Raw genomic sequence first — 13,920 nt, forward strand, 5'->3', positions numbered from 1 at the left:
CCAGCGGGACCTCAGGGGCACTCCCCCTTGCTGCCGCTCGTCGGCCGCCCGGGGGCCATGCCCGACAAATTTTCCGTTGTGGAGGAAGGATCCATGCCGCAAACCCCCGCGCCCTCCAACGAACCGAAGCCGGCCGGCCGAAGTGGTGACGCCCCTTCGTCGCCGGTGGTGATCGCAGGTCACAGCGCCCTCGAATTCCTCCTGACGTGCGTGATGCTGTTCGGTGTCACCACGATCTGCCGATGGGTGATCGGACCATCTTTCATCTCCCAGCACGTTCATCAGATCCATCTGCAACTGCTGTTCGTCGGTGCGGTTGTAGGAGTGCTCATCGCTGCTCTCATCCTCAGCCGACCGGGCCGGACCAGTGGCGGACACATGAACCCCGCGATCTCTTTCACCATGTGGCGTCTCGGTGTCTTCCCGAAGGCGTCCGTTGTCCCCTACATCGTGGCGCAGCTCATGGGATCCGCTCTCGGGGTATTCCTGGCCAGTGCCGTGTGGGGGCCGCCGGCCACAAGGCCCCCGGCCGCTTACGCCCTGCTGCAGCCCGGCCCCGGCTGGACGGCGGCGGAGTTGTTCGCAGGGGAGGCGGCCAGTATGGCCGTCATCGTGTATCTCGTCGGATTCTTCCTGCGGATCCCCCGCCTGGCACCCCTCGTCCCCTGCCTGGTGGGGGTGTTGATCGGCGCGGCGATCCCCCTCCTGGGCACCACCACAGGAGGCTCGATCAACCCGGCACGCCAGTTCGGACCGGCCGTAGCGTCCGGGCAACTGTCCTTTCTGTGGGTGTACTTGCTCGCCCCCATGGCGGGAGCCCTCCTCGCGGCCCTCGCCCTCGACCGGGTGAACAAGCACCGCACCGTCCTGACGCACCGGCTGTGCGGAACCAAGAAAGACGGAGCCCCGCTGAAAGAACCGCCCGAGAACGCAGGCTGACTCGAACGACCCGCCACCGCGCTCGGCCGCCGCCCGCGGCACGGGGAGATCGCAGGCGGCACACGAGGGCGGGTCGGTCACATGGGCCTGCACGAAGACGTCGATGGCGGCATCAAGGGGTCGGCCACTGGAAAGGTAGCCATGTCGCTATAACGCCGTAATAGCCTCCCGTCGCTGGGCGCTTGTTCGCGAAGAGCCGCCCCGGGGCGGGGTCTTCGTCAGGTCGCAGGTTTCGAACTCCCGCCCCGAGTGCGGGCTCAACCTCACGATCCGATGCCCGGGGGGGGCGGCGCGCCCGGCGGACCGCGTCCGGGGCCGAGCGTCTTCGTGCCATGGTGTGGCGAGTGCCTCGGTCGGGGTGCTCCGGGCCGCACGGATCGACGGGTACACGCCCGCCACCATCCCGATCACCACGGCACCGCCCGCACCCGCACCCAGCACAGTGAGCGGAATGACGGGCTGCCGGCCCTCCCGGCAGAGGTGCGTGCGTCCGGCCGGCACCACCGGGGCCGACTGCGATGCATGAAGGAAACCTCATGCTCCACAAGGGCCCGCGTCACGACGGCTGCTGTCGCCGCAGCCGGCCGCATGGGATGGGAAAGGAATTTCCGAAACACCGCACACCCCCAACCGAACATCACCCCCTGGACAGCACCGGTCGGCCGGGAAGGCCGGTGGAACGGCCTTCCCGGCTTTCAGGTCGCGGCGGTGCTCAGCGCAGGCCCACCGCGCGCACCACCGTCTGCGTCACCGTGTCGCCGCTGCGGTCGGAGGCGTGGACGCGGAGGGTGAGGTAGTCCGCCGTCGCCGGGGCATGCAGCCTGAGCCGGGCGCCCTGCGAGGAGCCGCTGAGCTTCGCCTGCTGCCAGGTGGCACCGTCGTCGTAGGACAGTTCGACCGTCTCGGTCCGCACGGCGGACGACACCCCTGGCAGGTTCGTGGGGGTGACCACGAGGTCGGCGTCCCGCTCGGCCTTCCCGTCCGTGCTGGTCGCGATGGTGTAGTCGAGCTGGATGAGCGGGAGAAGCTGGGTGTCACCGTCGTGCGGTGCCGCCGAGGTGAAGCCCCACTCGGTCCTGGTCGAGGTCGAGTAGGGGTATCCGGTGCGCTGTGTGGTCGTCACCAGCCGGTAGGTGTCCTTGGCCGCGGGGACGTCGGCGTTGAGCCAGTAGCCCCCTGTCCGGACGATCTCCGTATCACCGCTGTAGAGCGAGGTCTCCTGGTCCGTGGTGCCGAACCCGACCGTGCCGGCGTGGTCCTCGCCGCCGTCCCCGAAGCCCGGGACGACGAACTGCACGCTGTTGCCGGTGCGTTGCGGCAGCGGCTGGCTGTCGTTGACGCGCGGCCGCTCCACCGGCCCGAACCACGTGACCGCGGTGGTCTTCCCGGCCGGGTAGTGGATCTGGCCGGAGTACTGGAAGGAATGGATGCCCGCGGTGGCCTCCTCCATCCAGGAGGTGCCCTTGTCGGCGGTCACCCAGTCGGTGCGGTGCTCACCGGCGTGCGACAGCCTGGTCCCGCCGACCTTCGCGCCGAGGTACGGCTGGATGTCGTAGCGGAACTCGTCGACCTCCAGGGCCGGATCGTTGCGGAAGTCGACGTCGACCCGGGCCAGTTGGCCCTCGGCCGGCGCGTACACCATGGTGCCGGGGATCGCGTCGTGCCAGGAGTGCACCAGGTCGTAGAGGTAGCCGGTCTTGTTGTGGCCGACGACCCGCATGGGCACGGACTTGTCCGGGCTCTGCCGGATGCGGTCGATCAGCGCCTGGCCTTCGGTGCGGGAGATGCCGGCCACCGTCAGCGCGGTACGGCGGACCGGCTCGCGCAGCCGTCCGTCCTGGTCGTTGACCATCACCAGCACGGCGACGCCGGCTTGCTCCGCGGCCTTGACCTGGTCCACGGTCGCCGCCGCGAAGTCGTCGTCCGGCACATACGTGACGACGGCCACCTTGCCCTTGGCGTCTTGCGCGGCGTAGTCCTCGGGTGTGCCCTTGCCTTCGTAGACGGCCGGCAGCGTGCGGTCACCGTCCGCGGGATCCGCGGCGCCGGGCTGAAGCCACAGGTCGTCGAAGTTCTGGTCACCCGAGCTCAGGGCCAGTTGCGGCCGCTGCATGCGCCAGCGCGCGGTGTAGGTGACGTTGCCGTCCGCCGGCTTGGCGGTGGGCAGCGCCCAGAGGCTGTCGAACCCGTCGCCGACCGTGCGGGACTCCCCCGCCGGCGGCACGTCGCCCGCGTAGGTCCGCACGTAGTCGACGCGGATGTCGCTGTCGGTGCTGGTCTTCGGCGTCACCACCCGGGTGGGCCGAAGGCGGGTGCCGTCGAGCGTGTAGTCCACGTCGGAGTCCTTGGGCGCGGTGACGCTCGGAGCGCTCAACAGGGCCAGGCCGGCCGACGAGTCCCCGTGGGTGCCCTTGACGGCGACCCAGGCCCAGACCGTGTATTGGCCGGGCTCCACGACGGTGTCGAGCACTCCGTTCTGGCTGTACAGAGCGGAGTACCACTCGTCGCCCTTGCGCTGGTAGTTGACCAGGACGCTGACGGGCGCGCCGGACCGGTCGGTGATGTGCACGCGCAGGTGGTGGTACTCCTCCTGGGTGCTGACGGACAGCAGCGTGCGGGTGCGGACCTTGCCGCCCGCGGAGGCGGTCAGCCGGCCGGTGTAGTGGTGGCCGGCGGGCGCCTTGTCCAGGTGGGTGGTGACCGTGGTGGAGACGGTGCCGCCAGCGGGGACGGTGACCTGGGGATCGGCGACGGTGAACAGGCCCGTCGGCGCGTCGGGCGCGTCGACGGCGAGGTCCACGGTCACCGGCTCGGTCCCGGCGTTGTGCCACTGCACCTGCTTGTCCACGGTCTCGCCCGGGGCGCCGCCCAGCGAGTGGATGCCCGCGTCGACCGTGCCGGTGGCGAACAGCGTGCCCGTCGCGGCGGCCACCGCGTCGACCCGGCCGTTGCCGCCGGCGTCCGCGGGGTTGTCCGGCGTCGGGTGCGCGGAGCTGATCAGCGCGTCCTTGATCATGCTGCCGGTCCAGTCCGGATGGGCGGCGGCGACCAGCGCGGCCACCCCGGCGACGTGCGGTGTCGCCATGGAGGTGCCGCTCATCGTGGTGTACGGGCCGGAGCCGGTGGGGGCGTACTGGGAACGCGCCGCGAGGATGTCCACGCCCGGCGCCGTGATCTCCGGCTTGGGCGCGTCGTCGCGTAGCCGGGGCCCGCGGCTGGAGAAGTCGGCGACGGCGTCGGAGCTGTCGACGGCGCCGACGGTGAGGGCGTCGGTCGCGGAACCCGGCGCGGCGACGGTGTGGTCGCCGTAGTAGCCCGTGTTGCCCGCGGCGACCGTGAAGAGCGCCCCGGTCTCCTCACTGAGCTGGTTGACGGCCTGGCTCAGCGGGTCGGTGCCGTCGGTCGGCATGTCGGTGCCCAGGCTCATGCTGATGACCCTGGCCTTGGCGTCCCGCGCGGCCCACTCCATGCCGCTGATGATCCAGGAGTCCAGTCCCTGGCCACTGTTGGAGAGCACCTTGCCGACGTGCAGGCTGACGTCCGGCGCCACGCCCCGTTCCTTGCCGTCGGAGGCGGCGCCACTGCCCGCGATGGTGGAGGCGACGTGGGTGCCGTGCCCGTGCCGGTCGGTGACGTCCTCACCGGGTACGAAACTCTCCGATGAGGTGACGGCGCCCAGGTCGGGGTGGCCCGGGTCGTAGCCGGTGTCCAGGACGGCCACGTCGACGCCCCGGCCGGTGTTACCGCCCGCCCACACCTCGGGCGCGCCGATCTGCGCGGTGCTGTCCGCCAGGTCGGCCTTCACCTTGCCGTCGAGCCAGATCTTCGTGATGCCGCCGGCCAGGGCCGGGGCCTGGCCGGTGGAATCGGCTTGCGGGGCATCGCCGGTGGCCCTGGCCTGTGGGGCGAGTCCGCTGCCGGCCGGCTGGTGCGTGAGCGAGGCCCAGAAGCTGTGGGCGCTGTCCCGGTCCTCGGTCAGAGCCGTGCTGTTGATGCTCTCGAGGGGGCGCACCGCGCTCGCGCCGTCGGGCAGGACGGCTGCCGGGGTCCGGGCGGCGGCCTTGAAGCCGGCCGGCGAGCCGTAACCGACAATCAGGGGCAGGCCCTTGACATGGGCGTCGTCGAAGCCGTCGGCTATGAGCCGGGTGACGTCGAACAGTGCCTTGTCGAGTCGGCCCGCCGCCACGTAGGGGTCGGCGGAGCTCGGGAAGACGTAGGTGTCGCCGTTCTGCGTGGTGATCCGGGCGTCCGCGCGATGGCCGTTCGGGCCGACGACGGTGACGGAGTCGGGTCCGGTGCCCCCCGAGGTGACCGTGACGCGGTCACCGGTGAGGAGTGTCACGGTATGGGTGGCGGGATGGCCGCCGCCGGTCCCGGTCCCTTGGGCAACGTTGTCAGAAGCTGGTGTGGAACCACGGCCGGCCGCGATCGCCGACGGGGTGACCGTCATCAGGGCGAGAACCGCTCCGGCTGCCAGCACTCTGGTCGTGCCGACGTGCTTGTGTCTCACTCGGCGTCCCTCAAGTTGGTGTTCGGTTATGGCCGAATCAACATTTGCCAAAGGGCAGTTGACACAAACCGCATGGCGCGAATCCGCCAGGAGTCCGCGTCGGCCGAGCCGCGATGACGCCTGTTCAGCGGTCCGTGTTCGGTGGGTCGTTCCAGGTGCCGAAGACCACCGACCGTTTCAACTGGTCGTTCCGCCGCCGATTGGCGTGATGCCGCCGTGTGCGGTGTGAAGCCGTTGACGCCGGGGCCGTCACGCGGGCTGCCGTGCGGGAGGAGGGCGCCGCGTTGGCCGTTCCGAGAGGCGCGTTGACCGTTGGTGCGGATCGCGCTCCGGGCAGGTATCCGCTTATGTGGTCAGAGTTGGTGACGTATTTCCAGTGCCGGACCGTTCGTCGCCGCAGTCAGGACACCGGTACCAGGGGTACTGACAGTTCCGCCCCGCTGTTCCCGGAGCCCTGCACGCGATACCGGCCGTGCCTGATCGGCCCGGACCGCTCGCGCATCACCTCGGCAACAGCATCAGGCCGACGTATCGGCTCCGACCACGTCACGTTCACCAAGTCCGCCGTCCAGGTCGGCGCCGCCCAAGGAGCTGGAGCGCGCGCTGGCGGCGGAGGTTTCGTTGGCCGCCCGGATGCGCCACGCGGCCGTGGGGCTGCCGGAAGGGTGCGACGGCACTGATCGCGGTGCTGTGGGCCACCGAGCCGCACCCACTCCCTGCACGTACCCAGGCCGCTCTTTCCGGACAGATCGCCATCAGGCTGGCCTGGGCCGCCTTCGCCGGCTGAGTCCTGAGCGGGCGTCGACCGCTGTTCGCCCAGGATCGCGTGCTGGCAGTCCGGCTCGTGGCCACCGTGGTGACCAGTGTCGCCGGGACGGCACTGGCCGCGGTACGCGCCACCGCGGCCGAGGCGCTGGCCACTGCCCTCGTCGGTGTCGTCCTCATCGCCGCCGCAGGACTTGTCCTGGTCCGGGCACAGGCCCGCCGCCGCGAATTGTTGCGACTGCGGGACGCCCTGCAACAAGACGTCCTCCGGACCCCCGAGTGCATCTGGCCCGGGTTCATCTGGATCATCAAGGAGGGGTCAGTGGCTCTCTGCGACGGCTACGCGACCCGACTGCAAGGATGTCCGCCCCCGTGTCGGGCTGCCGAGGCTGCGCGCGAGGGCGAGGAGGATGTCGTCCGACACCACCCGCAAGCCGAACTCCGCGAGCAGTGCGGCCATTCGCTGCGGCCTCCACAACGACCGCCACGGCTCGCCCGCCGTGACGGAACTGCCGAGCATGCGTGTCAGCAGCCGCCCTACGGCCGCCTTCACCGACGGCGCCTGATAGTTGACGACGAGTGCACTGCCCGGGACCGTCCGCGCGGCGAGCGCGGCCACCGTGGCGCGCACCTCGTCGCGCGTGAGGTACGGGACGACGCCCTCCCACAGCCATGTCGTCGGCGCGGATGGGTCGTGCCCGGCGGCTTCCAACGCCGCACCGAGGTCATCGACGGCGAAGTCGACGGGCGTGAACCGTACGGTACGGGCGGTGGTCGGCAGCTCAGCGGCGGGGCGATTGCTCTCATCCGGCCCACGGACCACTTGCGCGGCCTCGGCGAGGCGGACGCGCTTGTCCTCCTGGGAAGCCGGATGATCGACCTCCCACACATCTGTCTGCGCGAGCCAAGGCAGACGCCACGCGCGCGTATCCAGACCGGCGCCGAGGATCACGAGCTGGCTGGTCACGCGAGCGCGCAGGGCCTCGTCGATCGCAACCGTCCGCGGCACGACCACCTCGGCACACGCCCGCACACTCTCGTACGCGATGCGCGCCTGCCAGCCCTCCGGCGGAGTGCTCGCGCGCACCTCGTCCACGGGCGTACGCTCCGCCACCCGCAGCAGCCGTACCGCCACCGGATCGGTGAACCGCCCTATAGCAGCCCTCCCGTCCGCGGCCGCCCTCCCCTGGCACACCAGCACCGCCGTCCGGCTCGCCGTACGCCGACTCTCATTCATGGAGCCGATTCAACACCACTCCCGCCCCCCAACCTCATGTGCCGAAGAACGACAGGTGTCACCAAGATCGCTGATGCCCTGCGGTTCTGCGAGGGCGGAGCACGGTAGTCGTCACACGGTCGGCGCGCTTCTTGTCACCGCCGCCCGGCGCAGCAGGGTGTTGTTACCCGGCCCTGCTGAGATCGCGCCGCATCGCCGCCCTGGGCCCGAGCATCATCGGCAAAGGGCGCGGTCGTTGTGCGTCCGTCCCCGTTCCGGTGAGCAGGCCCCGTCTCTGATGTGCGGGTCGCACGGGCAAGCAATTCCGGGTGAGCAATCGTCAAGAGTTGTGGATCTCTGGGCGGTCAGGCCGAGGGTGCCCTTCGCGCTGTCGTGATTCCGTCGATGGTTCGGTGAGCGCCGAACCGTTCGGCCGGTAGAGTGCCGAGTCCCGCGCGGGAGATCGCCCGCACAGGTAACGCCGGAGGCAACCCGATGCTGGGGACAGACGTGAAGCAGCAGCTCGCCGAGCGATTCCGCGAGGTCAACGGCGACCACCCGATGACCGATGCCGATGACGCATACGTCAGCGCGCCCGCGTCGGTAACGGGCGGGCGGACTACTCGGCCAAGCACCGCCGGCACGGCGTGAACGTGCAGGTCGTCACCGACCCCAGCGGCCGACTGCTGCGGCTCTCTCCTGCACTGCCGGGCCGTGCCCACGACCTGACCGCCGCCCGTACCCACCGGATCATCCGTATCTGCGAACGCCAGGGCATCCCCGTCCTGGCCGACCTCGCCTACCAAGGAGGAGGTCCTTGGGTCACCACCGGCGTCAAGCGTCGGCCGCACCACGGCCTCACTCCCACCCAGAAGACCGTGAACCGGGCGCTGGCCCGCACCCGCGCCCCGGCCGAGCGTGGCGTCGCCCGCCTCAAGTCCTGGCGGATCTTCCGGCACGCCCGCTGCAGCCCGAACCGCATGACGTCAATCGCCAAAGCCGTACTCACCCTGGAGCGGCACCGCTGAAGAAGCTCAGTGACTCCGGCCGCCATTCAGCGCAAGGATCACCTGACGACCGCGATCAACGCCGCAGTGAACGAGCAGGATGCCGGTTCAGCACAGTGGGTGGAGCGGCTGCATGCTCTGATCTCGTCGATCAGGAGGAGCCGTTGGCGGTGGCGCCGCCGGCGTTCACTGCGCTGAGCAAGGGCGTGCCTTCCCGACCCGCGCGGCAATACGGCCTACTTGATACCCAGTCGATCGATCACTCGGGCAGGTACACCCTTCGCATGTGCCCTCCTGAGCCGGTCCACAGGTCATGAGCACTGCTCGGCTCCCCACCCGATCAATGACCAAGCTGAAAAAGCCCAGTGTCCCCGGGTCTCACCCCTGAGCCCGGGGACGATCGCTCGGCTGAAGCGCAGGTCGGCAGGATTCATCTGATGGAACCCGGCCCAGTTGCCGCCGTCAGCAGTTCCACGCGTGCGACGCGACGTAGTAGTTTCCCGCGAGGTTGACCTTCTCGCCCCTGGTGACGCAGCCTCCGATCGGCTTCTCCCAGCTCGTCCACGCGTAGATCGTGACGCCCAGGCCAGAGGTGCCGTGGTTGTAGACCGAGTGCGGGTACCTGTCTCCGGCCCAGGAGCAGTCGTGGTACCAGGATTCGGAGTTCCCTGCCCACTGGCATCGGTATCCGGTCCCGTTGGAACCGCTCCAGGCGCAGAAGTAGCCGCTCGGGCAGTCGCTCCAGGCTTCCGTCGTGGCGGTGGCCGGCGTGATGGCAGCGACGGTCAGTCCTCCAGCGGCCGCAGCAACTGCTGCGATCAGTCGCATCTTGCGAAGGACGTGCATCTCTCTCCTCCAGTAAGCGGTGGCTGAGCAGTGGTGTTCAGTAGAGGTGGATGTAGCCCTTGCAGTCGTCGTAGATGGTGTGGATGTAGACCTTGACGTACGGGTGTCGGTTCTTGCTGACGGCCACGTCCTTGGTCTGGCTGTCGTGGATCTCGGGGAAGCTGCGCGCTTCCAGGCTGTACGACTGGATCGTGGTCTTGCCGCTGTCCGCACGCCAGTAGACGTCGGAGGTCATGAACTTGTAGCCGGCCTTGTCCTTGAGGTAGACCTCTCGCAGCATGGTGCGGTTGTTGTCGTAGTCGCGATACCACACGCTCACCTGCCCTCCGCCGCAGCTGAACGACTTGTGCCGGTCGACGTGCGTGACCGCCTGTGCGCTGGGAGCCATGCTGACCATTCCGCACATGATCGCGGCCGAGACCAAACCGGCCGCAAGACGCGTACGTGAGCTCATTCTCTTCTCCTCCCGAGTGAACCGCGACGGCCCTGAGACACTGGCCGTCTGTCCAGAGGGACGAGCTGAAAGCCGTCCCTCTGCGGTGCAAGTCGGGCGACTGCGGGGTGGACCACGCCGCCCGGCTTGCCCTACCGAGATTGCAGGTCGACCGGTGCCAGTTGCCAGCAACGGCGATGGATTGAGCAAGCTGTGGGACGTCCCACTCGCTGACCTGCTGGGATACCGCCTCGCATGACGTATCGCTGAGACGCAGGCGGCGGCAGCCGGCGACAAGGCGCTTGGTCAGAAGCCGCCGTGTTGCCGGGTCATCCGCGAGGAGGACGAGACGTGAAGCTGCATGCCAGGACATGTCCGAGGGGCAGATACTCGTGGACTTGGAAGTTGTCGACGCGTATGGGGTGGAACATGGCGCGGTGGAAAGGATTACCGAATTCGCTTGATGATCGGGTGCTACAACTGGTGGTACAGCTGCGTCGGCTGAAGGACCGCAGCGGGCTGAGCTTGGCGTCGCTGGAGTCCAAGTCGGGCTACAGCCGTGCCTCCTGGGAGCGCTATCTGAACGGGCGTGCGCTGCCACCACGGAAGGCGGTCGAGGAGCTGGCGCGGGTCAGCGGCGTCGACCCGGCGCGGCTGTTGGTACTCCACGAGATGGCCGAGGAGGGCTGGCGGAACGACACCGCCCCAGCGGATGTGGCGGATGCTGCGGACACGCGCACGTCGGGACGTCCGCGCCGCAAGGTAGTGATCGGCCTCTGCACGGGTACCGTTCTGGCCGCGTTGATTGCCGGAGCACTGCTCACGGCGCCGTGGCAGGACCAGGACGGACGGCATAGCGCGGCCGGGTCGGGACCTGGCACAGCCGGCACGTCCCATGGCGGCTTCGTCTACCAGCCGGGGAGAACCTACCCATGCACCATCAAGCGGGAGCACGGACGGCTGTATGCGGGCTACAGCACCACCCGCACCGCGGTGCTGTCCCAGCCGGGGTGGGACGTGGTGGAAGCCCAGTGCCTGCTGCGGCACCGGGGCTTCGACCCGGGTGGCGTGGACGGTGTCTACGGACCGAACACGACGCATGCCGTCAAACTCCTGCAGGAAAAAGCTGACTTGCCCGTTGACGGTGTCGTGGGGTGGCACACCTGGAAGGCACTGCGCAAATGACAGACCCCGCACCGTACGCTGCCAGGCCCGCATGCGCGCGGCTAGTAGGGGCACTGCGCCAGCTCAGGGAACGGACGGGCCTGAGCATGGCCGCGCTGGCCGAGCGCACCGCGTACAGCAAGTCTTCTTGGGAGCGCTACCTCAACGGCAAGCAGCTCGCCCCGCGCCAAGCCGTTGAGACCCTGTGCTCGATGGCGGGCGAACCGCCCGCACGGCTGGTGGCGCTGTGGGAACTGGCCGACGCGGAGTGGAGCGGACGGGCAGACAGGGCAGCGCCCTCCGCAGACCGAGCCGCGGCAGCACCGTCCCACGGTGACCGTCCAGGCGATCGCAAGACATCAGCGGGCGCCGTCGAACTGGGCCCAGCCCACGGATGGAGCGCCAGGCGACGGAGGTGGACCCTGGCCACCGCCGTGTGCGCAGTCGGACTCGCGGTCACTCTGTGGGTGACGACCCTGCCCCATACGAGCGCCAAGAACGCTACGACGCGGACCGCGCCCACCGCACCGCCTTCTCCCGCCTGTCACACCCAGGGATGCACGGGCAAGAAACCGCTGATGACGGGCTGCGCGGCACCCGGACACGTCAAGGATCTCGGCCCGACGCACCGCACCTCCACCGGAGCGAGACTGGCGTTCCGGTACGGCACGCAGTGCCGCGCCGCATGGGCGATGCTGTGGAACGCGAAGGTCAAGGTCGGAGACACGCTCGAATTGTCAGTCCCAGGCAACAAACCGCAACAGGTCGAAGCCTTCGACAGCTACGAAGCACAGGGCCCCCTCATCACGCCCATGCTCGACGGGACTGACCTCAGCGGACTTCGTGCATGCTTCGAACCGGTGGGGAGCCGGCACACAGAGTGCTTCCAACCCTATCCATGACCAACCCCACGGCGGATGTGTCGGACCGGCCGGCGCAGCACGTGGCAGAAGCACCTGCGGCGCGGCCCAGCCGTGCACAGCACAGAACCTCAGGAAGCGGCACACCACGGTCGTCACCGCGTTCGCCGTCCCCGGTGAACGGAACCGCGGTTCAAGCGACGCCGCCGGCCCCGTGCAGTGACGGGCTCGGTGACCAGCGACTGCTGCAGGCTGGAGAGCTCCAGAAATCCCGGAACGGCCCAGACCGTCTGGCCGTCCAGCCGTTTCCGACCCCGCGGCGACTCCGGCAGTAGCGGCCGGATGAACTCCCTCCGCGCATCGGACAGTTCGTGGCGGCCTGTCAACCGTGATCCACAAATCGGATCGATGGACGGGCAGATTCAGGAACGCGCCGGCAACGTCCTCGGCGACGCTTCGTGTCCGGCGAGGCAGAGCCTGACGCGGCACTGGTCTTCGGCTTCCACGAGTACCTGCTGCCCCCAGTAGGTGGTGAGGCGGTGCGCGACATCAACCAGCCGACGGCGGTCTTCCGGCGTGTACGCCGGGTAACGTACCCAGCCTTGGTCAGCGATCTTGTTGCCGAGTTCACTGAACAGCACAGCCCGATAGCGCTGCTCTTCCTCGCCGGTCAGCGGTGTGGAAGTGTCCTCCACAGGCCGCAACCGGACGTTGTAAAGGTCTCGTATCACTGTGCGGCTCGCAATCTGTTCTAGATCCGTTGTGACAGCGTACCGATCAACATTTGACGACGGACCTCAAAGGCTGTCACGCAATGATCGAACTGGCTCAGAGTGGTCGGGGCCGGGGCGCCCACGTTCAGGCCGGCTGTCCCGCGAGGGCGAGGTTGTGGAGGCGGGCGATGCCAGGCATGGCGTGATGGACGCCATCGCCTTCAAGCGGCAGTCGCGAAGGATCTTCCAGCTCTTCGTGCGGGCGAAGGCGTGCTCCACCCGGCTGTGGGCTTTGCAGTGTGAGGGGTTGTGCTCCCCCTTGCAGACTGGAAGTTCGTCCTGGCCGCGCTCGCGGCGGTGCGGGATCACCAACTCAGTACCGCGGTAGCCGCCGTCGGCGATCACCATGGTTTGCCAACGGCGGCCTTCGCCCCGGACAGCTCCCACGCCTTGCAGTAGTTGCGGTTGCCCGGCAGAGGCCGGCCGCGACGACCAGCCGGGTATCGGCGTCGATGACGACCTGGTGGTTGGTGGAGTACCGGTATTCCTTCGACTGCTCGACGACTGCGTGGTCGCGGGTGGGCACCAGGGTTCCGTCCACGATGAGCACCGCGCCTTTCGCAAATCGCCTCCGCAACTGGAGTGCGCGCTTCGGGCCGAAGTCGTGGATGACCTGGGCGGCTGCGGACTTCGACACTCCGAACGGCGGCGCCAGTCGGGGCAGGCGCAGGGCAGTCAGCAACCGGCCGAAGGTACGCGGGCCCAGCCCGGTGAACGGGGCTGTCCAGGACGCTTCCGACGCCGTGATCACACCAGCCATGATCAAGATCATCCAGGCGAGACCGCGTAAGTGACTCAACGGCCACTGCGGCCAGCAGCCTTGCATCACTCACCGCGCGATCATTCCAGACTCCAGGGTCAGCCGGCCGCACAGCGCCTGGGGCAGAGGAAGGTCATGCGTCGACGGCGCGGGTGGTGTCGACCCAGGCGTCCAGGTCAGCCAGCCGCGCGTTCAAAGCAGTTCGCATGTCGTTCGCGCCGGAGAGCCCAAGAGCCAGCCGCAGCGGCGGTGTATCGCTGTCCGCGGCGGTGCGGATGCCGGTCGCGATGCGTGCCGCCGCGGAGAATGCGGATGCGGGCAGGGCGCCGATGGCTTTCTGGACCTCGCGGACGGTCTGGTCGTAGTCGTCGAGTGCGCCGGCCACGTCCAGGTTGTCGAGGAAGGCACTTGCGGTCGGACCGGGCTCGACGATCGTGACCTTGATGCCGAGCGGGGCGACCTCCCCGGCAAGTGCGTCCGACAGCCCCTCGACGGCGTACTTGGTCGCAGCCAGCAGGCCGACGCCGGGATGCGCCGACTGGCCATAGAGCGACGAGCCCTGGAACACATGGCCGGAACGCTGATTCCTTGACTTGCTCCTCGGGCTGAAGCCCGAGGATTCTGGCCTTCCCTGGTGTTGCTGCGCC

At 68.9% G+C, this 13,920-nt stretch carries 10 protein-coding genes and 2 pseudogenes; 5 read left to right on the forward strand and 7 right to left on the reverse strand.

Annotation, left to right across the window (positions count from 1 at the left end; all coding sequences use genetic code 11):
- The first annotated feature begins 93 nt into the window (after positions 1-93).
- On the forward strand, positions 94-939 hold the full coding sequence (locus IEZ19_RS43080) for an MIP/aquaporin family protein (RefSeq protein ID WP_189316856.1): 846 nt from the start codon (positions 94-96) through the stop codon (positions 937-939).
- 712 nt (positions 940-1,651) lie between these two features.
- Here the strand turns inward: IEZ19_RS43080 and IEZ19_RS43085 are convergent.
- Together IEZ19_RS43085 and IEZ19_RS43090 are read right to left on the reverse strand one after the other, a co-directional pair.
- Positions 1,652-5,449: a S8 family serine peptidase gene (locus IEZ19_RS43085; RefSeq protein ID WP_189316857.1), complete on the reverse strand. Its 3,798-nt coding sequence runs from the start codon at positions 5,447-5,449 to the stop codon at positions 1,652-1,654.
- Positions 5,450-6,533: 1,084 nt separating this feature from the next.
- The gene (locus IEZ19_RS43090; RefSeq protein ID WP_189316858.1) at positions 6,534-7,451 is read right to left on the reverse strand and encodes a class I SAM-dependent methyltransferase; all 918 of its coding nucleotides are present in this window, start codon (positions 7,449-7,451) and stop codon (positions 6,534-6,536) included.
- A gap of 474 nt (positions 7,452-7,925) precedes the next feature.
- Between IEZ19_RS43090 and IEZ19_RS43095 the strand changes: the two genes are divergently transcribed.
- Together IEZ19_RS43095 and IEZ19_RS43100 are read left to right on the forward strand one after the other, a co-directional pair.
- A complete protein-coding gene (locus IEZ19_RS43095) occupies positions 7,926-8,081 on the forward strand; it encodes a hypothetical protein (protein ID WP_189316869.1) in 156 nt (51 codons plus the stop codon).
- Positions 8,027-8,458: pseudogene (locus tag IEZ19_RS43100) on the forward strand (transposase family protein); the annotation flags it as partial. The gene IEZ19_RS43095 and the pseudogene IEZ19_RS43100, both read left to right, overlap by 55 nt.
- A gap of 441 nt (positions 8,459-8,899) precedes the next feature.
- On the opposite strand, the gene IEZ19_RS43105 reads toward IEZ19_RS43100, so the two are convergent.
- Positions 8,900-9,283, reverse strand: coding sequence for a peptidase inhibitor family I36 protein (locus tag IEZ19_RS43105; protein ID WP_189316859.1), 384 nt, complete (start codon positions 9,281-9,283; stop codon positions 8,900-8,902).
- Between the two features lie 37 nt (positions 9,284-9,320).
- Entirely contained in the window at positions 9,321-9,737 is a 417-nt protein-coding gene (locus IEZ19_RS43110) for a hypothetical protein (RefSeq protein WP_189316860.1), read from the reverse strand.
- 408 nt (positions 9,738-10,145) lie between these two features.
- Between IEZ19_RS43110 and IEZ19_RS43115 the strand changes: the two genes are divergently transcribed.
- Both IEZ19_RS43115 and IEZ19_RS54405 read left to right on the forward strand, forming a co-directional pair.
- Complete coding sequence (locus IEZ19_RS43115; protein ID WP_229841511.1) at positions 10,146-10,901, forward strand: peptidoglycan-binding protein; 756 nt, start codon at positions 10,146-10,148, stop codon at positions 10,899-10,901.
- The gene (locus IEZ19_RS54405; protein ID WP_189316862.1) at positions 10,898-11,782 is read left to right on the forward strand and encodes a helix-turn-helix domain-containing protein; all 885 of its coding nucleotides are present in this window, start codon (positions 10,898-10,900) and stop codon (positions 11,780-11,782) included. The genes IEZ19_RS43115 and IEZ19_RS54405 overlap by 4 nt, the downstream gene beginning before the upstream one ends.
- 380 nt (positions 11,783-12,162) lie before the next feature.
- Here the strand turns inward: IEZ19_RS54405 and IEZ19_RS43125 are convergent, their stop codons facing one another.
- The 3 genes and pseudogenes from IEZ19_RS43125 to IEZ19_RS43135 all read right to left on the reverse strand — a co-directional run.
- On the reverse strand, positions 12,163-12,435 hold the full coding sequence (locus tag IEZ19_RS43125) for a hypothetical protein (RefSeq protein ID WP_229841512.1): 273 nt from the start codon (positions 12,433-12,435) through the stop codon (positions 12,163-12,165).
- A gap of 163 nt (positions 12,436-12,598) precedes the next feature.
- Positions 12,599-13,273: pseudogene (locus IEZ19_RS43130) on the reverse strand (transposase).
- 133 nt (positions 13,274-13,406) lie between these two features.
- Positions 13,407-13,920, reverse strand: a 514-nt coding sequence (locus IEZ19_RS43135; RefSeq protein ID WP_189316864.1) for an SDR family NAD(P)-dependent oxidoreductase, incomplete at its 5' end; no start/stop codon positions are given.

This window comes from Streptomyces brasiliensis, from assembly GCF_014647875.1.
Taxonomy (GTDB): domain Bacteria; phylum Actinomycetota; class Actinomycetes; order Streptomycetales; family Streptomycetaceae; genus Streptomyces; species Streptomyces brasiliensis.

Bases quoted from the DNA above. Each gene is read 5' to 3' on its own strand.
- IEZ19_RS43095 (WP_189316869.1), top strand. From the start codon at position 7,926: ATGCTGGGGACAGACGTGAAGCAGCAGCTCGCCGAGCGATTCCGCGAG.
- IEZ19_RS43080 (WP_189316856.1), top strand. From the start codon at position 94: ATGCCGCAAACCCCCGCGCCCTCCAACGAACCGAAGCCGGCCGGCCGA.
- IEZ19_RS43105 (WP_189316859.1), bottom strand. From the start codon at position 9,283: ATGCACGTCCTTCGCAAGATGCGACTGATCGCAGCAGTTGCTGCGGCC.
- IEZ19_RS43090 (WP_189316858.1), bottom strand. From the start codon at position 7,451: ATGAATGAGAGTCGGCGTACGGCGAGCCGGACGGCGGTGCTGGTGTGC.
- IEZ19_RS43110 (WP_189316860.1), bottom strand. From the start codon at position 9,737: ATGAGCTCACGTACGCGTCTTGCGGCCGGTTTGGTCTCGGCCGCGATC.
- IEZ19_RS54405 (WP_189316862.1), top strand. From the start codon at position 10,898: ATGACAGACCCCGCACCGTACGCTGCCAGGCCCGCATGCGCGCGGCTA.
- IEZ19_RS43115 (WP_229841511.1), top strand. From the start codon at position 10,146: ATGGCGCGGTGGAAAGGATTACCGAATTCGCTTGATGATCGGGTGCTA.